The sequence below is a fragment of the Vibrio sp. 1CM8B genome (genome assembly GCF_023161685.1).
Lineage (GTDB): Bacteria > Pseudomonadota > Gammaproteobacteria > Enterobacterales > Vibrionaceae > Vibrio > Vibrio coralliirubri.
The window spans coordinates 531943-554075 of the sequence record NZ_JALNTU010000002.1; the positions used below are offsets into that span (position 1 = coordinate 531943).

The following is a 22133-nucleotide window of genomic DNA, read 5'->3' on the forward strand; positions in this document are numbered from 1 at the left end:
TGGCGCGTCCTGGAGGATTCGAACCTCCGACCGCCTGGTTCGTAGCCAGGTACTCTATCCAGCTGAGCTAAGGACGCACGGTTTTTGATATTAATTCTCGACGAACGATTTATCAATATCAGGATTCATATTCTTATAAGAAATAAACCCTAAATAGTGGCGCGCTCTGGAGGATTCGAACCTCCGACCGCCTGGTTCGTAGCCAGGTACTCTATCCAGCTGAGCTAAGAGCGCACGGTTTTAGTATCAACTTAGTCAATACAAGGACTTTCATTCTTAAAAGAAATAAACCCTTAAATAGTGGCGCGTCCTGGAGGATTCGAACCTCCGACCGCCTGGTTCGTAGCCAGGTACTCTATCCAGCTGAGCTAAGGACGCACGGTGTTCATTCATTAAGAATGAAGTTGTGAAATATATCACATTCTTCTTGCTACGAAGAAAAAAAAAGGCCATCGGCCTGTAATGAATGGCGGTGAGGGAGGGATTCGAACCCTCGATGCAGCTACAAACCACATACTCCCTTAGCAGGGGAGCGCCTTCGGCCACTCGGCCACCTCACCTAATTCATTATTCTCAAATCACTTACAAGTAAGAAAAGAGAGAATGGCGCGTCCTGGAGGATTCGAACCTCCGACCGCCTGGTTCGTAGCCAGGTACTCTATCCAGCTGAGCTAAGGACGCACATTTACATTGTCTAAATTGCTAATTTTAGACTCGCAAGAAATGGCGGTGAGGGAGGGATTCGAACCCTCGATGCAGCTACAAACCACATACTCCCTTAGCAGGGGAGCGCCTTCGGCCTCTCGGCCACCTCACCGTCTTGCGGAGGCACATATTACGTTTTACCGAAAATATGTCAAACACTTTATTGAAAAAAATTGGACAAAAACACTCAACCGTTTGCTATTTAATCAAAGCGCTTGCAAATTGAACTTATAAGATTCAAATCGCGCTTTTTCCCTTAAAAATTAAGGTGAAAGATTGGCAATAATAAACAGCCGAAAACAATTATCTAATTTCTCCAGCAGCAAGTGCTACCGCTGATGGCACAATACTACGGGATGCGTATTTTCGCCATAGGGGAAGCTAATAAATCTTGAGTTTTGCCAAACAAAATACAGAGCAACCGTTCTGTTCAACCTTGTCTGTATCTCGCTGCATCACAAAGCATTCACTTCACCACTTTGAGACTGAAGCGTTATCCAACCTATCTATGTCCCAATCAGTGTTTCGGTTCCCCAAGATCAAAAAAGGCTAGCAACAATGCTAGCCTCTTCTCTACGCAAAAGTATTAGTAGTTGCCAGATGCAACGTTACCATTACCTTTTTCAGCTTGAATGCGCATGTAGATCTCTTCACGGTGAACAGATACTTCTTTAGGTGCGTTAACACCGATACGTACTTGGTTACCTTTAACGCCTAGTACAGTAACTGTTACTTCATCACCAATCATCAGTGTTTCGCCAACGCGGCGAGTCAAAATTAGCATTCTTTGCTCCTTGAGTAATCTCTAAATTTATCTAGCTACGAGAGCATTATCCAACAAAAGTTATATTTTCGTAAACTATCGATTGAGTTTATTTAACCAAAATGCACTTCTTTTTTAGGATAACCCTGTGTTTCACGCGCTACGATGTATGCATTGTGTAATATGTTAGCAGCCATATCGACTTGCGTTGGTGATATCACCAAAGTTAAAGACTGCTGCTGCAATAAGTGATGCTGTACATCAATTTCGCCTTCAGACAACAATCCATGTGAACTGACCACAATTTCTTGTGTTCGGCTTCCTACCACAGTTAACAAACTAACCTGTTCACTATTACGGATTTTCTCAGCAAAAACTAGTTTTAATTTGGCACTTATGTCTTGTTTAATAATGAGTGCTGCCCGTTCTGTTTCCTCGATCACACTACAGACTTCGATCCCCAACAGTTGGCAATGTGAAATGAAAGACGGTAAATCTTCATTCAAACACTCGATACGTACCATATCTCTTTGGATGGCGATGCCAGCAATATCATTCAAACACTGATTACCCGCGATCAATGTGCCCTCGCCTTGTTCAAAGCTTGAAAGCACTCGCAATGGCACGTTGTGCTGCCATGCATACTGAACACAAGGAAGGTGCAATACCTTAGCGCCTCGGCGAGCCATCTCTTCCATAGAAGGAAAGTCTAAGGTATCTAATTTCTGAGATTGCTTTACGACTCTAGGGTCACAAGAGTAAACACCATCTACATCAGTATAGATCTGGCATTCTTTCGCCTGTAAGGCACCCGCAAGCGCTACCGCTGTAGTATCTGAACCACCGCGACCTAATGTTGTGATATCGCCTTTCGCATTGAATCCTTGAAAGCCTGCAACAATGACAATCTGGTTGTCATCTAGCAGAGCTTGAATCGGAGCAGTATCAATACGCTCAATCGCTGCATTATTATGATTAGAATCCGTGTGTATCTTGGCTTGGTAGCCAGTCATCGATGTCGCTTCATAACCTAACTTGTGTAACGTCATTGCTAACAAGGCCATGGAAACTTGCTCGCCAGCCGTTAACAACACATCCAGTTCTCTAGCGTTTGGTACGCTATCAACTTGTGTGGCTAAGTTAACTAACCGATTTGTTTCACCAGACATAGCAGAAACGACAACCACAATCTGGTTCCCTTCATTTTTCGCTTCAATGATTTTTTCTGCTACATGATGGATTCGTTCAATTGAACCCACCGACGTTCCACCAAATTTCTGCACGATAAGAGGCATTTTCACCCGTCCTCACCTTCCCAAGACCAATGTCTATATATGACAAAAAAACACATACTCCGCGTCAGGGCGAAGCAATAAAAAATTAACCAAGGAGTCTAACGCCACCATTAGACTTCTTGGTTAATCTCAATCAAACCTTGTTTAAACACACTTCCAATAAGCAAAATAAAAGATGCCCAATCAACTGATTGGGCATCTTTGTATCAATTACTTAAGCTTAAAGACGTTCTTCTAGCCAAGTACGTACAGATTTAAGCGCTTCTGGCAGTGCTTCAACATCTGTACCGCCCGCTTGAGCCATATCTGGACGACCGCCGCCTTTACCGCCAACTTGCTCAGCAACCATCTTAACGAGATCACCCGCTTTTACTTTGCCGATTAGGTCTTTGGTTACACCAGCAATCAAGCCAACTTTACCGTCTGCTACGTTTGCGATCAGGATGATACCGCTACCTACTTGGTTTTTAGCGTTATCAACCATAGTACGTAGGTTCTTGTTGTCTGCGCCTTCAATTGCAGCAACCAAAACTTTAGTACCCGAAATGTCTTCTACTTTGCCCATGATGTTTGCGCTTTCTGCAGCAGCCATCTTTTCTTTAAGCAGTTGGATTTCTTTCTCTAGCGATTTTGCTTTCTTAGCTGATTCAGCAAGTTTCTCTTCGTAAGCGTAAGCCTGAGCTTCTACTGCATCTAGAGCAGCTTCACCCGTTACCGCTTCAATACGACGAATACCCGCAGCAATACCACCTTCAGAAGTGATCTTGAATAGGCCGATATCACCCGTGTTGCTTGCGTGGATACCGCCACAAAGTTCAGTAGAGAAATCGCCCATAGATAGAACGCGAACTTCATCATCGTATTTCTCGCCAAACAGTGCCATTGCACCTTTTTCTTTCGCTGACTCGATGTCCATGATGTTGGTTTCAATCACGTGATTCTTACGAACTTGTGCGTTAACCAAACGCTCTACTTCTTTAATCTGTGCCGGTGTTACCGCTTCAAGGTTAGAAAAGTCAAAACGTAGGTTGTCTGGCTTAACTAAAGAACCTTTCTGAGCAACATGTTCACCTAGAACTTCGCGCAGTGCAGAGTGAAGTAAGTGAGTTGCAGAGTGGTTTAGTGAGATAGCAGCACGACGCTCAGCGTCAACCGTTGCTTCTACTTTATCGCCCTTAGCAAATACACCTTCAACTAGCTCACCGTGGTGCGCAAATGCGTTACCTAGCTTCTGAGTATCTTGTACTTTGAAAAGACCCGACGCTGTTTTTAGTGTACCAGCATCACCACATTGACCGCCTGACTCAGCGTAGAATGGTGTCTCTTCAAGGATGATAATTGCTTTGTCGCCAGCCGATAGTGAAGATACTTCTTCGCCGTCAACAAATAGCGCAGAGATTTCACCAGCACCTTCAGTTGCTGTGTAACCACAGAACTCAGTGTTGGTGTCTACTTTGATCGTCGCGTTGTAATCTGTGCCGAATTGGCCAGCTTCACGTGCACGCTTACGCTGCGCTTCCATCGCCTTCTCAAAGCCTTCTTCATCGATAGTAAAGTCGCGTTCACGAGCTACATCGTTAGTAAGGTCAGCAGGGAAGCCGTATGTATCGTAAAGTTTGAAAACTGTTTCGCCGTCAAGCTCTTTGCCTTCAAGTGCATCTAGTGCGTCATTAAGAATAACCATGCCGCGCTCTAGAGTACGACCAAAGTTCTCTTCTTCAATTCGAAGTACTTTTTCAACAAGTTCTTGTTGTTTCTTAAGCTCTTCAGCTGCAGAACCCATCACTTCAGCCAGTACACCCACAAGTTTGTGGAAGAACACGCCTTGTGCACCAATCTTGTTACCGTGACGAACTGCACGACGAATAATACGACGTAGAACGTAGCCACGACCTTCGTTTGAAGGCATAACGCCGTCAGCGATTAGGAATGAACAAGAACGGATGTGGTCAGCAATAACGCGTAGCGATTGGTTAGATAGATCGTCATGACCCACAACTTCCGCTGTCGCTTTGATTAGCTTTTGGAATACATCAATTTCGTAGTTAGAGTGAACGCCCTGCATAATTGCAGAAATACGCTCAATACCCATACCTGTATCTACAGCAGGCTTAGGTAGCGGTTCCATTGTGCCGTCAGCGTGACGGTTGAACTGCATGAATACGTTGTTCCAGATCTCGATGAAACGGTCACCATCTTCTTCAGGTGTGCCAGGACGGCCGCCCCAGATGTGCTCACCGTGATCGTAGAAGATTTCAGTACATGGACCACAAGGACCGGTGTCACCCATCGTCCAGAAGTTATCAGACTCGAACTGTTTACCGCCTTCTTTGTCGCCAATGCGAACGATACGGTCAGCAGGTACACCTACTTTCTTGTTCCAGATATCGAATGCTTCATCATCTGTCTCGTATACCGTTACCAGTAGACGATCTTTTGGCAGTTGAAGAGTTTCTGTCAGGAATTCCCAAGCAAAACCAATCGCTTCTTCTTTGAAGTAGTCGCCAAAGCTGAAGTTGCCTAGCATTTCAAAGAACGTGTGGTGACGAGCCGTGAAACCTACGTTTTCAAGGTCATTGTGTTTACCACCCGCACGTACACAACGCTGAGCCGTAGTTGCTCGAGTGTAGGCACGCTTTTCGGCGCCTAAGAAGCAATCTTTGAATTGGTTCATACCTGCGTTAGTAAATAGCAGGGTTGGATCGTTATGTGGAACTAACGATGAACTGTCTACGATTTGGTGTTCTTTGCTCTCAAAGAACTTAAGGAACGCGTTGCGAACCTCATCAGTGCTCATGTACATGCAGCTCTTCCTGAAAATAGTCGAGTTAGAATTTTGCCGTATTGTAGATCATGGTTAAGGCTTCGACTAGTTTTCTTGTAGAAAAGACACCCTTGGGCAGGATTTTAGTGGGAATTCGATAAAATGAAGAATATTCCACTATATCTAGCCGTGGAAAAGCAGAACTAAATTGACGACCTAGTACCGAAGAAACTCAGTCAACGAAAGAGATTTGACCAAAGACATGCTCGACGGAGCAGATCCAATAAAAAAGCCCCGCATAAAATATGCGAGGCTTTAAATTCTTTCAAAGCGGATGCTTCTTTCAAACATCCACTCTATAAAACGTTAGCTTATAGCTCTTCGTTTTCTTCTTCTTTCTCTACGCCCTTCTCTTCAAGAACAGCAGGAGTCAGTAGTAACTCACGAAGTTTAGTATCGATCTCTAGAGCAACTTCTGGGTTTTCACGTAGGTATTTACCAGCGTTAGCTTTACCTTGGCCGATCTTATCGCCTTTGTAGCTGTACCAAGCGCCCGCTTTTTCTACTAGCTTATTCTTAACACCTAAGTCGATAAGCTCACCTTCGCGGTTGAAGCCTTTACCGTAAAGGATTTGAGTCTCAGCTTGTTTGAATGGTGCAGCAATCTTGTTCTTAACGACCTTGATACGAGTTTCGTTACCAACAACTTCATCACCATCTTTAATCGCACCAGTACGGCGAATATCAAGACGAACAGATGCGTAGAACTTAAGTGCGTTACCACCTGTTGTTGTTTCTGGGTTACCGAACATCACACCAATTTTCATACGAATTTGGTTAATGAAGATAGCCATACAGTTAGACTGCTTAAGGTTACCCGTCAGCTTACGCATCGCTTGAGAAAGCATACGAGCCTGAAGACCCATGTGGCTGTCGCCCATTTCGCCTTCAATTTCTGCTTTTGGTGTTAGTGCTGCTACTGAGTCAATAACAAGAACGTCGATTGCACCTGAACGAGCCAGTGCATCACAGATTTCAAGCGCTTGCTCACCCGTATCTGGTTGAGAAACAAGAAGTGCATCGATATCAACACCAAGCTTTTGAGCGTAGATAGGGTCTAGTGCGTGCTCCGCATCAACGAATGCACACGTTTTGCCTACTTTCTGTGCTGCAGCAATAAGCTCAAGCGTTAGCGTTGTTTTACCTGATGATTCTGGACCGTAAACTTCTACGATACGTCCCATTGGTAGGCCACCAGCACCTAGTGCGATATCTAGAGATAGAGAACCTGTAGAAATAGTTTCTACGTCCATTGTGCGGTTATCACCAAGACGCATGATAGAACCTTTACCAAATTGCTTTTCAATCTGACCAAGGGCTGCGGCTAACGCTTTTTGTTTATTCTCGTCCATTTCTATCTCCACATAATCGGTTGTCTCAACAAGCGATCTAGAATCTATTTCTAACCCACATAGGGGTGACTAATTGGCTTTCATTATACTGTTGATTCATACAGTGTCTATACCTGTATGAAAATAATTTGTACAAATGTTACTTACCTTCCATTGATAGGTAATCATAAATAACTTGCAGGGCATGGTGCGTGGCTTGTTGGCGTACTTGTGATCTGTCGCCTGTAAATACATGCGTTTCTACTTTATCCCAGCCATTTAGCGCTTTCCACGCGAAGCATACTGTACCAACAGGCTTATCTTCGGTCGCGCCGCCTGGGCCAGCAATACCACTGATCGATACAGAGATAGTCCCGTTTGAATGTTGCAATGCCCCGCTCGCCATTTCTATTACGACAGGCTCACTCACAGCGCCGAACTCAATCAAGGTTTTAAGTTGTACACCGATCATCTCTTGTTTGGCTTCATTGCTGTACGTAACAAAAGCGCGATCAAACCACCCAGAGCTGCCCGCAATATCGGTGACTGCACTCGCGACACCTCCGCCAGTGCAAGATTCAGCCGTCACTAACACGTGTTTGTGTTTCACGAGTAACACACCTAACTTCTCACATAGTGTCTTTTCTATTTGCACAACGATACTCCTTCTCATGTTTAACGACTAACGATGGAAATGATCATTAAAATTGATTTACGACATCGTATTACTCAACCACAGTAAACGAAAGAGCAAAACCTAAACTCGATAACAAACAGCCTCTCATAACTTCCACGAATTCCAACTCAATGTTGTCGCTATTGCTTAATTCACACGCAACATCTTTTATCTCTAAATATTCAATAATGATTAACGCATGTTAATTAGAACTTAATTTTCCTGAACACCTCCGTCATTTACCATTCTCATATAACCACAATTTGAGTAATGAAATGAAACTAACCCCAAGTATTAAACAAAAAGGGCATGTGTATATTGTTGGTGCTGGAACCGGTGACCCTGATCTTCTTACGGTTAAGGCATTACGCATCATTTCAACAGCCGATGTTGTTATTTACGACAATCTGATATCCGCTGACATTCTTGCATTTATCCCCGAAGAGACTGAAAAGGTCTACGTCGGCAAAGTTTTCAATTCAAAGTGCATACTTCAATCTGAGATCAACCAGAAGATCCTAAAACACGCAGAGCTAGGCAAGACAGTTTGCCGTCTTAAAGGCGGAGACCCATTCGTATTTGGGCGTGGTGGCGAAGAAGCGCTTTTTCTCGACTATGCAGGCATAGCATTTGACATAGTCCCCGGGATCACAGCTGCAGTTGGTTGTTGCAGTTACGCTGGAATCCCCGTCACTCATCGCGGCATATCTAACGGCGTCACGATTGTCACTGCACGCGACCAACATGATTCAGACCACATTAACTGGAAAGGTCTCGCGAATGTAAATCACACCATTGTGTTTTATATGGGTCTACACAAAGCGGGCAACATTTCAAAGAACCTCATCGACCATGGGCTAAGAAAAGAGACTCCGACAGCCATTATCAGCAACGGTACGCGACATGACCAACGCGTCATTCGGTGCTCGTTAAGTGAACTCCCCGATGCTGTCGATATCTGTAATCCACCCATGCCTGCCGTCATCGTCGTAGGCCACGTCGTCAAACTTTCAGAAACCATTGACTGGTTCACCAAGCGTGAAACGTTCGATGGTTACGTACGCAGATTTTTCACAAAAATGCCAGAGGCAGAACATGTCTAAATTTTTAACTAATGATGAACTCCAAGGTGTCATTTCAGATTTGAAAGAAACCTACCGAGTGATGTCACCGATGTACGAACGTATGGGCGGCCGGTTTGCTCATACTGATAACCTAATCTACGACGAAATAGAGTCTTTTAGCGATATCGTCTGGAAGGAAAAGTCTCATTTCTCTCCAAAAGAAGTGGTTTTTCCTATCACTGAAACTCTGTTTTGGTTAGATGGAAACGAACTCAGAGAGTCAAAAGTCGACCCTCGACCTGTTGTTTTATTTTTGCGAGCTTGCGATATCAATGCCCTAAAAAGCTTGGATCACATGTTCTTAAAAAATGGGGGAAATGAAGATTTCTACTACAAACGTCTACGCGAAAAGCTCAAATTAGTTTTAATTGAGTGCGAATCAAGCTTTGAAAATTGCTTCTGCGTATCAATGAATGCCAATACGACCACTAACTTTGCGGCCTCTATTCGCTTCTCTTCTGGTGGCGGCGCTGATGTGGTAACTCAAGATGAAGCCTTTGCTAAATACTTGGCTGAAGTCGGCATTGAATCAAATCATAAAACAGGTTTTGTTCAAGAAAACCACGTAAAAGTACGCACACCTGACCAAATATGTGGTGACCCAATTAAGGTTCGCGAGATCCTAACAGGCAACCCGGTTTGGAATGAATACGACAGCCGCTGCATTGGCTGTGGACGATGTACAACATCATGCCCTACCTGTAGCTGCTACAGCGTATTTGATGTGGTTTACAACCAAGAAGCTAAAGTGGGTGAGCGCCGTCGTCAGCATGCGAGCTGCATGACAGGGAACTTTACCGATATGGCTGGTGGACACCAATTCAGACAGAAGACGGGCGAACGACTTCGTTACCGCGCTCTGCACAAAGTTAATGACTTCAAAGCACGCCAAGGTGAGCACCATATGTGTGTTGGCTGTGGTCGCTGTGATGACCGCTGTCCGCATTACATTTCGTTCAGCAACATCATCAATAAAATGTCTGATCAAATTGAATTAACTTTGAAGAATGAGGCCGAAAATGTGCCAGTGTAAAAATCAATTAGTACCTCAATCGTACAAGATCTTAGACATCACTAAGCATACTGAGATCGAATGGAACTTTCGTGTCGAGTGTGACTTCGATGTGAAATTCGGCCAATTTGTTGAAGTTTCATTACCATTATTCGGTGAAGCTCCTATCTCCATTTCAGACTTTGGTGAAGGCTATATCGACCTACTGATCCGTAAAGTCGGTAAGGTTACCTATGAGCTATTTACTAAACATGTTGGTGACATGGTATGGATGCGTGGTGTTCATGGTAATGGTTACCCAATGGAAAAATACCACGGTAAGCACTTAATCGTGATTGCTGGTGGTACTGGTGTCGCGCCTGTAAAAGGTTTGATCAACCACTTCAGTCACGAGACTCAGTTAGTAAAATCAATGGACGTGGTTGTCGGTTACAAAAACGATCAAGCCGTCCTTTACAAAGAAGAAATGAAGCATTGGAACGATACAATCAACCTGATTTGTACGCTGGATGAAGAATCCAATAACGAGTTTTATCAAACTGGTCTTGTGACTAAATACATCGAAACGCTTGATTTATCAGATATACACGACGTGCAACTGATTGTTGTTGGCCCTCCAATTATGATCAAGTTCGTTGTAAAAGCCTTTCTAGAGCTTGGTCTTAAAGAAGAGCAAATCTGGGTCGATTACGAGCGAAAAATGGCTTGTGCTGTAGGTAAATGTGGGCACTGCCGTATTGGTGAAAAGTACGTATGTGTTGACGGGCCTGTATTCCAATACGACGAAGCACAGTCAATGGTTGATTAGGGAGACGACGATGAGTTTAGATGTAGATATTATCAAAATGCGTGCTGATGCGGACTATCGTCTATCGAAAGTTCGTGGCGAATGCATGATCAGTGTTCGAATCCCTGGTGGCATCATGCCCGCTCACCTACTTGCAACTGCGCAAGAGATTGCCGAGAAATGGGGTAACGGTGTTATCCACCTCACAACTCGCCAAAAATTGGCGATGCCAGGTATCCGCTACGAAGATATTCCAGAAGTAAATAAAGCACTGCGCCCATTTATTGAAGACATTACTCAAGATATTTGTGGCATTGAAGTGGAAGATCTTGAGGCCGGTTACCAATCAATTGGTGGACGAAATATTGTTGCTTGCCAAGGCAGCCAAATTTGTCAAAAAGCCAATACCGATACGACTGGGTTAGCACAGCGCTTAGAACATCACGTATACCCAAGCAAATATCACTTGAAGATTGTCGCCGCGGGCTGCCCTAATGATTGCGCTAAAGCCAACATGGCAGACTTCGGTATATTAGGCATAGCAAAGATTGATTTCACATCAGAGCGTTGTATTGGTTGTGGTGCTTGTGTTGACGCTTGCTCCCACCATGCTGTGAACTGCCTATCTATTGTCGATGGCAAAGCAACCAAAGAAGAAAGCAAGTGCATCGGTTGCGGTGAGTGTGTTCTTGCCTGCCCAACTTTGGCATGGCAACGTAATCCAAAACAGTTGTACATGGTTAAGCTAGGTGGACGTACGTCGAAGAAAACCCCACGTGTGGGTAAATTATTCTTAAATTGGGTAACTGAAGAAGTGATTCATCAGGTTATTGAAAACCTATTTGAGTTTGAGAAAGAAATGCTGAAAGGTATTCCTAAGTATTTACATATGGGTCACCTCATTGACCAAGGTGGCTACCTAAGATTCAAAGAACGCGTATTAAACGGTGTTGAATTGAATCCAGAAGCCAAAGTAGCACAACGAATGTACTGGGCTGAAGATGAATATATGGCGAACATACATGTAAAATAAGCCGATAAAATCAGACAGCACAAAAACAAAACACCTCTCACGAGGTGTTTTTTTGTTAGGGCTTTTGCATCTTTTCGCTTGAGCTGCTTTTCGCACGAAACGCTTTCACGTATCCTAAGCCGCAATAGAAATAAACGAAAGAAGTTAACTGTGAAAGCCGATCAAAAACATACTCCCATGATGCAGCAGTACCTAAAACTGAAAGCAGAAAACCCAGAAATTCTGCTGTTCTACCGCATGGGCGATTTCTACGAGCTTTTCTACGATGATGCTAAAAAAGCTTCTCAACTCCTCGATATTTCACTGACTAAACGTGGTTCATCAAACGGTGAGCCTATTCCTATGGCGGGTGTTCCTTACCATGCCGTTGAAGGGTACCTTGCAAAGTTAGTGCAACTTGGTGAATCCGTAGCAATTTGTGAACAGATTGGTAATCCAGCAACTTCAAAAGGCCCTGTTGAGCGCGCTGTCGTACGTATCGTTACACCCGGTACCGTGACCGATGAGGCATTGCTTTCTGAGCGCGTAGATAACCTGATTGCGGCCATCTACCATCACAACGGTAAGTTTGGTTACGCGACACTGGATATTACCTCCGGTCGATTCCAACTCTGCGAGCCAGAAACCGAAGAAGCAATGGCCGCAGAACTGCAGAGAACCTCGCCTCGTGAGCTACTGTTCCCTGAAGATTTCGAACCTGTCAATCTAATGGCAAGCCGTAATGGCAACCGCCGCCGCCCGGTATGGGAATTTGAATTAGACACCGCTAAGCAGCAATTGAATAAGCAGTTTGGTACTCGCGATCTGGTTGGCTTTGGCGTAGAAAGCGCGAAACTGGGTCTATGTGCGGCTGGTTGTTTGATCCAATACGTGAAAGATACCCAACGTACTGCCCTTCCACATATCCGTTCACTGACGATGGATAAACAAGATCACTCGGTGATCCTTGATGCAGCGACTCGACGCAATCTAGAGATCACGCAAAATCTTGGTGGTGGTACTGATAACACCCTTGCCGAAGTACTTGATCACACTGCGACAGCAATGGGTAGCCGTATGCTTAAGCGCTGGTTACATCAACCAATGCGCAATATCTCTGCACTCGATCAGCGCCTAGATGCGATTGGTGAGATGAAAGATTTGGCTCTATTCACAGAGCTACAACCAACCTTAAAGCAGATTGGTGATATCGAACGTATTCTTGCTCGATTGGCACTTCGTTCAGCTCGCCCTCGCGATATGGCACGACTTCGCCAAGCAATGGAATATTTACCAGAGCTTGCAGAGACACTGACGCAACTTAAGCATCCGTACCTAACTCAGTTAGCTCAGTATGCTTCTCCTGTGGATGAGGTTTCTGAGCTACTTGAGCGTGCAATCAAAGAGAACCCACCGGTGGTTATCCGTGACGGTGGTGTGATTGCAGAAGGCTACAATGCCGAGTTAGACGAATGGCGCGACCTTGCAGCAGGCGCAACCGAATTTCTTGATAAGCTTGAGCAAGAAGAACGTGAACGTCATGGCATCGACACGCTTAAAGTTGGCTACAACAACGTACACGGTTTCTTCATTCAAGTAAGCCGTGGGCAAAGCCACCTTGTGCCGCCACACTATGTTCGTCGTCAAACGCTGAAAAATGCAGAGCGTTACATCATTCCTGAACTAAAAGAGCACGAAGACAAAGTACTTAACTCTAAGTCGAAAGCACTCGCTATCGAGAAACAGCTTTGGGAAGAGTTGTTTGACTTGCTATTGCCGTATCTAGAGCGCCTACAAAACATCGCCTCTTCAGTATCTCAGCTTGATGTTCTACAGAACTTGGCTGAGCGTGCAGATACCCTTGATTACTGTCGTCCAACCATGACAGAGTCTGCTGGCGTACAAATTCAGGCCGGTCGTCACCCTGTTGTTGAACAAGTGATGGACGAACCTTTCATTGCTAACCCTATCGATCTGAATGATCAACGCAAGATGCTGATCATCACAGGTCCAAACATGGGTGGTAAATCGACCTACATGCGCCAAACGGCACTCATCGCATTGATGGCTCATATCGGTTGTTATGTTCCTGCAGAAAGCGCGACGATTGGTTCTATCGACCGTATCTTTACCCGTATTGGCGCATCCGATGATTTGGCTTCTGGTCGTTCAACCTTCATGGTTGAGATGACAGAAACGGCGAATATCCTGCACAATGCGACACCAAATAGCCTTGTGCTAATGGATGAAATCGGTCGTGGTACTAGTACTTACGATGGTCTATCTCTGGCTTGGGCAAGTGCAGAGTGGCTAGCCAATCAAATCAATGCGATGACACTGTTTGCAACGCACTACTTTGAGCTAACTGAATTGCCTAACCAACTTCCAACACTGGCTAACGTGCACCTAGATGCGGTTGAGCATGGTGACAGCATTGCCTTTATGCACGCAGTTCAAGAAGGTGCAGCAAGTAAATCTTACGGTCTAGCGGTTGCAGGTCTAGCTGGCGTACCGAAAGCGGTGATCAAGAATGCTCGTGCGAAGCTGACTCAACTAGAAGCGTTAAGTATCGAGTCGCCAACATCGAAGCCAAGCGGTGTCGATATCGCAAACCAGCTGAGCCTGATCCCAGAGCCTAGTGAAGTGGAGCAAGCGCTAGCGAATGTTGATCCTGATGATCTAACTCCTCGCCAAGCATTAGAAGAACTTTACCGCTTGAAGAAGCTGCTTTAGTTTCTTACCAAGTAGCTTGTTATTGCCAAACTGTTATTTTGATTAGACGGCATGAAATACCAAAGCCACAAACAAAAAAACGCTGACTTAAAGTCAGCGTTTTTATTTGTCTTCTATTTAGATTAGAGAAGCATCACTTGTTCAATTAGTCGTTTTCTACGTTGAACAGATTTTCCATATTCAGACCTTGCTTGATAAGAATCTCACGTAGGCGGCGAAGACCTTCAACTTGGATTTGACGAACACGTTCACGAGTCAGGCTGATTTCGCGGCCTACTTCTTCTAATGTTGAAGGTTCATAACCCAGTAGTCCAAATCGACGTGCAAGCACCTCTTTCTGTTTCGGGTTCAGTTCATCAAGCCAGAAAATCAACGAGTTCTTGATATCGCTATCTTGAGTTGAAACCTCAGGATCTGAATTGTTGATGTCTGGAATAATATCCAACAGCGCTTTCTCACCGTCACCACCAATTGGCGTATCAACAGAGCTCACTCGTTCGTTTAGACGAAGCATCTTGCTCACATCACCAACCGGCTTATCTAGCTTAGAAGCAATTTCTTCTGCCGTTGGTTCATGGTCAAGCTTTTGTGATAGCTCTCTTGCAGTACGTAGGTAGATGTTCAGCTCTTTCACAACATGGATTGGCAAACGGATAGTGCGAGTCTGATTCATTAACGCACGTTCAATGGTTTGACGAATCCACCATGTCGCGTAAGTTGAGAAGCGGAAGCCACGCTCTGGATCAAACTTCTCTACGGCGCGAATTAAACCTAAGTTGCCTTCTTCGATTAGATCGAGAAGTGCAAGGCCGCGGTTGCTATAACGACGTGAAATTTTTACCACCAAACGCAGGTTACTTTCAATCATGCGTTTACGTGCTGCTTCATCACCGCGTAGAGCTCGACGTGCGTATAGCACTTCTTCTTCAGCGGTTAGTAGTGGTGAGAAACCGATTTCGCCTAAGTAGAGTTGAGTGGCATCTAAACTTTTAGACGTAACTTCAACTTCTTCTTTCGCTTCGGTTTTCTTAGTGACTGTTCGTTTTGCTTTTCCAAGAGCTTCCGGTTCCGTGGTTGCTTGGTCAAGATCGAACTCTTCTTTGGTTACTGCATTGCTTATACTCATAACGCCTCCCCCTGGCGAAATTAGCATGACATTACAACTTCATATGTCGCTAAATGACTATGTCACTCCATACAATACGTAATTTTTGCATATTGTATTTAAGGTAAATATCGTTTTGGATTAACGGATTTACCTTGGTAACGAATCTCAAAGTGCAGCCTAACACTGCTGGCTCCAGAGCTTCCCATTGTTGCAATCTTCTGCCCTGGTTTCACACTTTGCCCTTCAGATACTAATAGTCGGTCGTTATGCGCGTATGCACTTAAGTAATTATCATTGTGCTTCACAATCACTAGATTGCCGTAGCCTCGTAGTGCATTACCCGAATAAACAACCGTTCCCCCTGCAGTAGATACTATTGGCTGACCTCGCTGTCCTGCTATGTCTATGCCTTTATTTCCTTGTTCGCCTACAGAGAAATTCTTGATTACTCTCCCTTTAGTTGGCCATAACCATTTGGATACTTTATCACTTGTTGGTTTGGTGGACGGTGTAACATTCTGTTTACCTTTAGAACCAACATACTCCTTTGATTTAGATTGTTCAACCTTCTTTGGTGGATCTTTTTTCACCACTTTGGTGGTAGTTTGAGCTGGAGCTGGTTTAGAGTTTTTGCTCTTTTGTGGTGTAGTTTTCGGTTTACTTGCCGCAGATGACGTTGTGGATGCGGCGACAGGCGCAGCAACTGCTGCTGCCGCTACCGTTGACTTGCCATACGCTGGCGCGTTGTAGCTAGGACGCCACAACTTAAGCTTCTGCCCCGGGTGGATAGTGTAAGGAGCAGACAACTTGTTATAACCGATAAGATCTTTAACGTCTTTATTGGTGACATAGGCGATGAAGTAAAGGGTGTCGCCTTTTTTAACTTCATAGTAACTGCCACGATAACTACCACGATCAATCGATGAGTAATTCTTGTTTAGGCTTGAAACGGGCGCAGGCGAATTCGCTGCACACCCAACAAGGGCACAGCTAAGCAGTAAAGTACTTCCTTTTAACAACTTCGAACGCATCGACTCTCTATCCACCTACACCATTAGTCTTTTATTAAGCTAGCTCACCAGGAACAAGAGGTACAAATCTCACCATCTCGATAACACTCGATAAAAACTCATCGCCGTGTCGAACGATCTTTAATAGTTGCTGTTCGTCATCACCGACTGGAATCAGTAAACGGCCGCCATCTTTCAGCTGTTGCAGAAGCGCTTGAGGAATCGACTCTGCAGCGGCGGTAACAATAATCGCATCAAAAGGGGCTTTTGAAGACCAACCTTGCCAACCATCACCGTGCTTAGTTGAGATATTGTAGAAATCGAGTTGCTTCAACCTACGCTTGGCATCCCATTGTAGCGACTTTATTCTTTCAACCGAATAAACATGATCAACAAGTTGAGCCAATACCGCAGTTTGGTAACCAGAACCGGTTCCGATCTCCAAGACACGGCTATCTTGTTGTAATTCAAGCAGCTCTGTCATTTTAGCAACAATGTATGGCTGGGAGATTGTCTGACCCTGACCGATAGGCAGCGCGTTATTATCATAGGCTTGGTGATACATCGCCTGTGATAAAAAGCTCTCTCTCGGCAGTTGGTAGATCGCATCAAGAACCTTTTGATCCTGAATACCATTTTCAATCAGAAAAGTAATTAAACGCTCAGCTTGCGGATTACTCACTTACTTCTCCCCTAACCATGTTGCCATCGCGCCCAACGACTCATGCGCCGTTAGATCAACTTGTAACGGTGTTACCGACACAAAGCCATGCTCAATCGCGTAAAAATCGGTACCTTCACCGGCATCCTGCTCTTTGCCCGGAGGGCCGAGCCAATAGATATCGTGACCACGCGGGTCTTTTTGCTTGATCATATCTTCAGCGTGATGACGAGCACCTAGGCGCGTCACCTGAGTACCAGACAGCTGTTCTAAGGCTAAATCAGGAACGTTCACGTTCAACAAGCGATTGGTCGGGATTGGGTTTGCTAAATGTTGTTCGACAATACGACGAGCAATCGCTGCCGCTGTCTTAAAATGTTTTTTTCCCACCAGAGAAAACGCTACCGATTGAACGCCTAGAAAGTGCCCTTCCATTGCTGCAGCCACCGTGCCTGAATAAAGCACATCATCACCCAGGTTAGCACCGTGATTAATGCCCGTTAATACCAGATCTGGCATGTCATTCTTTAGCAGTTCGTTTAACGCAAAATGCACACAGTCGGTCGGTGTTCCTTGTACCGAATAGGTATTTTCAGCAATCTCTTGAACACGCAGAGGCTGTTCTAAAGTTAATGAATTTGACGCACCCGAGCGATTACGGTCAGGGGCAACAATGATAACTTCAGCAAGATCACGTAGCTCATTTGCCAGCTCATGAATACCTTGAGCGTGCACACCATCATCATTGCTGAGTAAAATCTTCATCTTGTATCCTTTCTTTTGTTCCCATGCTAAGCCAAGTCACTTAAATTCCAATATCAAGTGACCCAGCTCCAAGCAGAATCGTTATTGCTCGTAGGTTCTTTCTACGTGTACTTCTTCAACCAACTCACGAACGATAGCGGTTGCGAAACAACCTGCGTCTAGAGAGAACTTAAGAGTGATATTATCTTCGTTCACTTCCCAAGTTAAATCGGTTGGTTTTAACGATGCTTCACGACGGTCATGGCGCATGCGGTTACCGCGAATCAGCGCCATTAGGTCAGGTTCAGAATCAAGATGTTTTTGCTCTAACGCTTGAGACTCATCAGTCGTTGGCAAAGCGTTATCGCCAGCCAAAGCAACAGTAACCCATGCAGCGCCATTCGCGATGTCTTGGTTTACTGCTTCGATATTGTCCGCAGTTACCGCTAGTTGAGCGCCGTCTTTCATGACAATATCGCCAAGCAATGCCGATGCAAATGCATCTTGCTCAATACGGTCTGACAGGATCAGGTTGTAAATCCATGAGCGAGCCGCAGAAAGGTACAAGCTGCGCTTATTCTGGTTACGAGTACGAACGTTATCACGGCCCCAACGACGAGCTTCAGATAAGTTGTTACCTTCATTACCAAAACGCTGAGCACCGAAGTAATTTGGCACGCCGACTTGAGCGACTTTTTTCAAACGTTTTACGACATCATCACAATCTGTTACTTCAGACAAAGTCAGCTCGAATTGGTTGCCAACTAAATCACCCGGACGTAACTTTTTGTTGTGTCGTGCTGTCGCCAAGATCTCAATGCTTGGGTACTGTGCTAAGAACGCTGAAAAGTCAGGCTCACCTTTTGGTAGGTGCACACTCAACCACTGCTCAGTTACTGCGTGACGGTCTTTTAAACCTGCCCAGCTCACGTCTTTCGACTTAACACCGCAAGCTTTAGCCAGCTCGTTTGCTACGAAGCTCGTGTTTTCACCAGTTTTACGAATACGAACCATTAGGTGCTCGCCTTCACCAGTAAACTCAAAACCCAAGTCTTCATTAACGACAAAGTGTTCGGCTTTTGCTTTTAGTTTTGCTTTCGCAGTTGGTTTACCGTTTAGATAAGCCAATGAAGATAAAATATCTGACATGCTGTTCTTTTCGTGTTGGTGCTTACGCACTTTTAGTAATTAGGACAACCGCTTCACATGCGATGCCCTCTTTGCGACCTGTAAAACCTAAACGCTCAGTAGTCGTCGCTTTTACATTCACATTGCTAATGCTGGTTTCTAGGTCTTGAGCAATAGCTTGGCACATAGAGTCTATATGAGGTGCCATCTTTGGAGCTTGCGCCATGATAGTAATATCGGCATTACCAATCACGTAACCTTGTTCTTTTACTCGACGGTAAACATCTTTCAGTAGTTCACGGCTATCCGCGCCTTTCCATTCGTCATCGGTATCAGGGAAATGACGACCAATATCACCCGCAGCAATCGCACCTAATAGAGCGTCACACAACGCATGAAGGGCAACATCACCGTCTGAGTGTGCAATAAGACCTTGCTCGTAAGGGATGCTTACACCACCAATAATTACCGGGCCTTCACCACCAAACTTATGTACATCAAAGCCATGGCCAATACGAATCATCATTATTCCTTATTCTGACTTAAATAGAACTCAGCAAGCGCTAAATCTTCAGGCTGAGTAATCTTAAAATTATCTGAACGCCCTGCCACTAAAGCGGGCGATAAACCTTTCCATTCAAAGGCTGAGGCTTCATCAGTAATCGAAGCACCTTGCTGCAACGCCTCACTCAAGACTTTCCGTAAAGGCTTAGATCGGAACATCTGAGGGGTAAGCGCATGCCATAAATCTGCTCGTTCAACGGTATGCTCGATCTGCCCTTGGGCACCTCGCTTCATCGTGTCACGAACGGGAGCCGCTAAAATAGCGCCCACATCATGGCTCATTGCAGCGGAAATTAGCTTGTCGATGTCACTTAGCTGAACACAAGGCCTTGCCGCATCGTGAACCATTACCCAATCACTAAGCTGCTGCTCAGCGATATAGTTTAGCGCAGAGAGTACAGAATCTGCTCGCTCGCTTCCGCCTGACACTCTGATCACTTGTGGATTCTGGTTGAGTGCTAGCTCAGGGTAGTATGGGTCATCATCGCTGATCGCAACGACAATTTGAGCGACTTGTGGGTGAGACAGTAATTTCTCAACGGTGTGCTCTAAAATTGTTTTACCGTGAATCTTGAGATATTGCTTAGGGCGGTCTGCCTTCATTCGGCTACCGACGCCCGCTGCAGGTACAACGGCAATCACGCTTTGAAGTTGAGTCGACATTAATGGGATTCCTCGCCAATGATGCGATAAAACGTTTCGCCTTCTTTGACCATTCCAAGTTCATGACGTGCGCGTTCTTCTATCGCGTCTAAGCCTTGGCGTAGATCGTCAATTTCAGCAAACATTTCTGCATTTCGAATATGCAGCTTTTCATTTACTTGCTGTTGAACTTGGATTTCGTTGTTCACACCGTAGTAATCAGAGATACCATTTTTACCGAGCCACAGTGTGTGTTGTAGCCAGCCAAACACTATGAGCAGTACTAAAGCAAAAATTCGCATAACACCTTTCGCCGGTTGAAAAAGAAGGAACTAGAATAAGGCACATATATACCATAATGAGCTTATTGGTGCGAGATATGTGGTGTCAGGGAATCAATAAGTCGGGGAATTATTGTCGGGATAGGTAAGGACAACAATGAGATTCCCTACTCCTTCCTTCGTCAGTCTAGGGAATGACGAACTTTCGGTATCAAAAAGAAAGCTATATAACCTAGAGCTTCTTTTCTTCACCTTTTTGCAGACAAAAAAATGCCCCGCATAAGCGAGGCATTTAAAAGCATTAGTGCATAATTCTAACTAGTTGGTGCTGTAGCAAGGCAACAAAGAAGATTCAGCTATGGAGCATAGTTTCCTATGTGACTTAGTGAATCTTCTGCAATTAACGCAGCTACAGTGCCAAATAGGACGAATTATTGACCTTTAACTTCTTTAAGACCGTTGTAAGGAGCTTTAGAACCTAGAGCTTCTTCGATACGGATAAGTTGGTTGTACTTAGCAACACGGTCAGAACGGCTCATAGAACCAGTTTTGATTTGACCTGCAGCTGTACCTACCGCTAGATCAGCGATAGTTGCATCTTCAGTTTCGCCAGAACGGTGAGAGATTACTGCAGTGTAGCCAGCGTCTTTAGCCATCTTGATAGCAGCTAGAGTCTCTGTTAGAGAACCGATTTGGTTGAACTTGATAAGGATAGAGTTAGCTACGCCTTTCTCGATACCTTCAGCAAGAATCTTAGTGTTTGTAACGAACAGATCGTCACCAACGATTTGAAGCTTGTCGCCTAGAAGTTCAGTTTGGTGCTTGAAGCCATCCCAATCTGACTCGTCAAGACCGTCTTCGATAGAAACGATTGGGAAGTTGTTCGCTAGCTCAGCTAGGTAGTGGTTGAACTCTTCAGAAGTGAAAGTTTTACCTTCGCCCTTCATGTTGTAGATGCCAGCTTCTTTGTCGAAGAACTCAGATGCTGCACAGTCCATAGCAAGAGTAACGTCTTTACCTAGTTCGTAACCAGCAGCTGCAACAGCTTCTGCGATAACTTCTAGAGCTTCAGCGTTAGACTTAAGGTTAGGAGCGAAACCACCTTCATCACCAACTGCGGTGCTGTAGCCTTTAGACTTAAGAACTTTAGCTAGGTTGTGGAATACTTCAGCGCCGATACGTAGACCTTCTTTAAGAGTTTTAGCGCCAACTGGTTGGATCATGAACTCTTGGATGTCAACGTTGTTATCTGCGTGCTCACCACCGTTGATGATGTTCATCATTGGTAGAGGCATAGAGAACTGACCAGCAGTACCGTTTAGCTCAGCGATGTGCTCGTATAGAGGCATGCCTTTCGCAGCAGCAGCAGCTTTTGCGTTAGCTAGAGATACAGCTAGGATAGCGTTCGCGCCGAACTTAGACTTGTTATCAGTACCGTCTAGGTCAAGCATGATTTGGTCAACGTCAGCTTGTGCTTTAGCGTCAGTACCAACTAGAGCTTCAGCGATTGGGCCGTTTACAGCTTCAATAGCTTTAAGAACACCTTTACCTAGGAAACGTGATTTGTCGCCGTCACGTAGCTCAAGAGCTTCGCGAGAACCAGTAGATGCGCCAGATGGAGCAGCAGCCATACCTACGAAACCGCCTTCTAGGTGTACTTCAGCTTCTACAGTTGGGTTACCACGTGAATCGATGATTTCACGACCTAGAACTTTAACGATCTTAGACATTGA

The 22133-nt window shown here is 44.9% G+C and carries 19 protein-coding genes and 6 tRNA genes; 5 read left to right on the forward strand and 20 right to left on the reverse strand.

Annotated features, from left to right (window positions below; genetic code table 11):
- The 11 genes from MSG36_RS06095 to MSG36_RS06145 form a co-directional block, all read right to left on the reverse strand.
- Nucleotides 1-77: transfer RNA gene (locus MSG36_RS06095), tRNA-Arg, on the reverse strand.
- A gap of 80 nt (nt 78-157) precedes the next feature.
- Nucleotides 158-234 (reverse strand) — tRNA-Arg (locus tag MSG36_RS06100).
- A 67-nt stretch (nt 235-301) separates the two neighbouring features.
- Nucleotides 302-378: transfer RNA gene (locus MSG36_RS06105), tRNA-Arg, on the reverse strand.
- Between the two features lie 89 nt (nt 379-467).
- Nucleotides 468-560 (reverse strand) — tRNA-Ser (locus MSG36_RS06110).
- Nucleotides 561-604: 44 nt separating this feature from the next.
- Nucleotides 605-681 (reverse strand) — tRNA-Arg (locus MSG36_RS06115).
- Between the two features lie 43 nt (nt 682-724).
- A tRNA-Ser gene (locus MSG36_RS06120) sits at nt 725-817 on the reverse strand.
- 474 nt (nt 818-1291) lie between these two features.
- A complete protein-coding gene (gene csrA, locus MSG36_RS06125; protein ID WP_004415691.1) occupies nt 1292-1489 on the reverse strand; it encodes a carbon storage regulator CsrA in 198 nt (65 codons plus the stop codon).
- 92 nt (nt 1490-1581) lie between these two features.
- Complete coding sequence (locus MSG36_RS06130) at nt 1582-2763, reverse strand: aspartate kinase (RefSeq protein WP_081090215.1); 1182 nt, start codon at nt 2761-2763, stop codon at nt 1582-1584.
- Between the two features lie 220 nt (nt 2764-2983).
- Nucleotides 2984-5566 (reverse strand): alanine--tRNA ligase, encoded by a 2583-nt coding sequence (gene alaS, locus MSG36_RS06135; protein ID WP_050646158.1) that lies wholly within the window; start codon nt 5564-5566, stop codon nt 2984-2986.
- Nucleotides 5567-5898: 332 nt separating this feature from the next.
- Nucleotides 5899-6939, reverse strand: a complete 1041-nt coding sequence (gene recA, locus MSG36_RS06140) for a recombinase RecA (RefSeq protein ID WP_050651818.1) — start codon at nt 6937-6939, stop codon at nt 5899-5901.
- Nucleotides 6940-7078: 139 nt separating this feature from the next.
- Nucleotides 7079-7591, reverse strand: coding sequence for a CinA family protein (locus MSG36_RS06145; RefSeq protein ID WP_048615633.1), 513 nt, complete (start codon nt 7589-7591; stop codon nt 7079-7081).
- A gap of 278 nt (nt 7592-7869) precedes the next feature.
- Between MSG36_RS06145 and cobA the strand changes: the two genes are divergently transcribed.
- The 5 genes from cobA (at nt 7870) to mutS (ending at nt 14262) form a co-directional block, all read left to right on the forward strand.
- A complete protein-coding gene (cobA, locus tag MSG36_RS06150) occupies nt 7870-8697 on the forward strand; it encodes a uroporphyrinogen-III C-methyltransferase (RefSeq protein ID WP_081090214.1) in 828 nt (275 codons plus the stop codon).
- The gene (gene asrA, locus MSG36_RS06155) at nt 8690-9751 is read left to right on the forward strand and encodes an anaerobic sulfite reductase subunit AsrA (RefSeq protein WP_050651819.1); all 1062 of its coding nucleotides are present in this window, start codon (nt 8690-8692) and stop codon (nt 9749-9751) included. Before cobA ends, asrA begins: the two co-directional genes overlap by 8 nt.
- Nucleotides 9738-10538 carry an anaerobic sulfite reductase subunit AsrB gene (gene asrB, locus MSG36_RS06160; RefSeq protein ID WP_050651820.1) on the forward strand — a complete coding sequence of 267 codons (801 nt, stop codon included), beginning with the start codon at nt 9738-9740 and terminating at the stop codon, nt 10536-10538. The genes asrA and asrB overlap by 14 nt, the downstream gene beginning before the upstream one ends.
- A gap of 10 nt (nt 10539-10548) precedes the next feature.
- Nucleotides 10549-11550 (forward strand): sulfite reductase subunit C, encoded by a 1002-nt coding sequence (asrC, locus tag MSG36_RS06165; RefSeq protein WP_050651821.1) that lies wholly within the window; start codon nt 10549-10551, stop codon nt 11548-11550.
- A 150-nt stretch (nt 11551-11700) separates the two neighbouring features.
- A complete protein-coding gene (gene mutS / locus MSG36_RS06170) occupies nt 11701-14262 on the forward strand; it encodes a DNA mismatch repair protein MutS (RefSeq protein WP_048605779.1) in 2562 nt (853 codons plus the stop codon).
- 145 nt (nt 14263-14407) lie between these two features.
- Here the strand turns inward: mutS and rpoS are convergent, their stop codons facing one another.
- From rpoS to eno, 9 genes are all read right to left on the reverse strand, one after another.
- Complete coding sequence (gene rpoS, locus MSG36_RS06175) at nt 14408-15388, reverse strand: RNA polymerase sigma factor RpoS (RefSeq protein WP_017059027.1); 981 nt, start codon at nt 15386-15388, stop codon at nt 14408-14410.
- 98 nt (nt 15389-15486) lie between these two features.
- Nucleotides 15487-16401 carry a murein hydrolase activator NlpD gene (gene nlpD / locus MSG36_RS06180; protein ID WP_050620526.1) on the reverse strand — a complete coding sequence of 305 codons (915 nt, stop codon included), beginning with the start codon at nt 16399-16401 and terminating at the stop codon, nt 15487-15489.
- 34 nt (nt 16402-16435) lie between these two features.
- On the reverse strand, nt 16436-17062 hold the full coding sequence (locus MSG36_RS06185; RefSeq protein WP_017059029.1) for a protein-L-isoaspartate(D-aspartate) O-methyltransferase: 627 nt from the start codon (nt 17060-17062) through the stop codon (nt 16436-16438).
- On the reverse strand, nt 17063-17806 hold the full coding sequence (surE, locus tag MSG36_RS06190) for a 5'/3'-nucleotidase SurE (protein WP_050644146.1): 744 nt from the start codon (nt 17804-17806) through the stop codon (nt 17063-17065). It abuts the gene before it with no gap.
- 81 nt (nt 17807-17887) lie between these two features.
- Nucleotides 17888-18934, reverse strand: a complete 1047-nt coding sequence (gene truD / locus MSG36_RS06195; protein ID WP_050651822.1) for a tRNA pseudouridine(13) synthase TruD — start codon at nt 18932-18934, stop codon at nt 17888-17890.
- A 22-nt stretch (nt 18935-18956) separates the two neighbouring features.
- A complete protein-coding gene (gene ispF / locus MSG36_RS06200; protein ID WP_004739053.1) occupies nt 18957-19436 on the reverse strand; it encodes a 2-C-methyl-D-erythritol 2,4-cyclodiphosphate synthase in 480 nt (159 codons plus the stop codon).
- Nucleotides 19437-19438: 2 nt separating this feature from the next.
- Nucleotides 19439-20140, reverse strand: a complete 702-nt coding sequence (gene ispD, locus MSG36_RS06205) for a 2-C-methyl-D-erythritol 4-phosphate cytidylyltransferase (protein WP_248366713.1) — start codon at nt 20138-20140, stop codon at nt 19439-19441.
- A complete protein-coding gene (gene ftsB / locus MSG36_RS06210) occupies nt 20140-20421 on the reverse strand; it encodes a cell division protein FtsB (RefSeq protein ID WP_010435786.1) in 282 nt (93 codons plus the stop codon). Before ftsB ends, ispD begins: the two co-directional genes overlap by 1 nt.
- 410 nt (nt 20422-20831) lie before the next feature.
- Nucleotides 20832-22130, reverse strand: coding sequence for a phosphopyruvate hydratase (eno, locus tag MSG36_RS06215; RefSeq protein WP_017059033.1), 1299 nt, complete (start codon nt 22128-22130; stop codon nt 20832-20834).
- Nucleotides 22131-22133: the final 3 nt, after the last annotated feature.

Bases quoted from the DNA above. Each gene is read 5' to 3' on its own strand.
- asrC (WP_050651821.1), top strand. From the start codon at position 10,549: ATGAGTTTAGATGTAGATATTATCAAAATGCGTGCTGATGCGGACTAT.
- truD (WP_050651822.1), bottom strand. From the start codon at position 18,934: ATGTCAGATATTTTATCTTCATTGGCTTATCTAAACGGTAAACCAACT.
- asrB (WP_050651820.1), top strand. From the start codon at position 9,738: ATGTGCCAGTGTAAAAATCAATTAGTACCTCAATCGTACAAGATCTTA.
- surE (WP_050644146.1), bottom strand. From the start codon at position 17,806: ATGAAGATTTTACTCAGCAATGATGATGGTGTGCACGCTCAAGGTATT.
- ftsB (WP_010435786.1), bottom strand. From the start codon at position 20,421: ATGCGAATTTTTGCTTTAGTACTGCTCATAGTGTTTGGCTGGCTACAA.
- MSG36_RS06130 (WP_081090215.1), bottom strand. From the start codon at position 2,763: ATGCCTCTTATCGTGCAGAAATTTGGTGGAACGTCGGTGGGTTCAATT.
- alaS (WP_050646158.1), bottom strand. From the start codon at position 5,566: ATGTACATGAGCACTGATGAGGTTCGCAACGCGTTCCTTAAGTTCTTT.
- nlpD (WP_050620526.1), bottom strand. From the start codon at position 16,401: ATGCGTTCGAAGTTGTTAAAAGGAAGTACTTTACTGCTTAGCTGTGCC.
- eno (WP_017059033.1), bottom strand. From the start codon at position 22,130: ATGTCTAAGATCGTTAAAGTTCTAGGTCGTGAAATCATCGATTCACGT.
- cobA (WP_081090214.1), top strand. From the start codon at position 7,870: ATGAAACTAACCCCAAGTATTAAACAAAAAGGGCATGTGTATATTGTT.
- recA (WP_050651818.1), bottom strand. From the start codon at position 6,939: ATGGACGAGAATAAACAAAAAGCGTTAGCCGCAGCCCTTGGTCAGATT.
- ispD (WP_248366713.1), bottom strand. From the start codon at position 20,140: ATGTCGACTCAACTTCAAAGCGTGATTGCCGTTGTACCTGCAGCGGGC.
- MSG36_RS06145 (WP_048615633.1), bottom strand. From the start codon at position 7,591: ATGAGAAGGAGTATCGTTGTGCAAATAGAAAAGACACTATGTGAGAAG.
- csrA (WP_004415691.1), bottom strand. From the start codon at position 1,489: ATGCTAATTTTGACTCGCCGCGTTGGCGAAACACTGATGATTGGTGAT.
- rpoS (WP_017059027.1), bottom strand. From the start codon at position 15,388: ATGAGTATAAGCAATGCAGTAACCAAAGAAGAGTTCGATCTTGACCAA.
- asrA (WP_050651819.1), top strand. From the start codon at position 8,690: ATGTCTAAATTTTTAACTAATGATGAACTCCAAGGTGTCATTTCAGAT.
- ispF (WP_004739053.1), bottom strand. From the start codon at position 19,436: ATGATTCGTATTGGCCATGGCTTTGATGTACATAAGTTTGGTGGTGAA.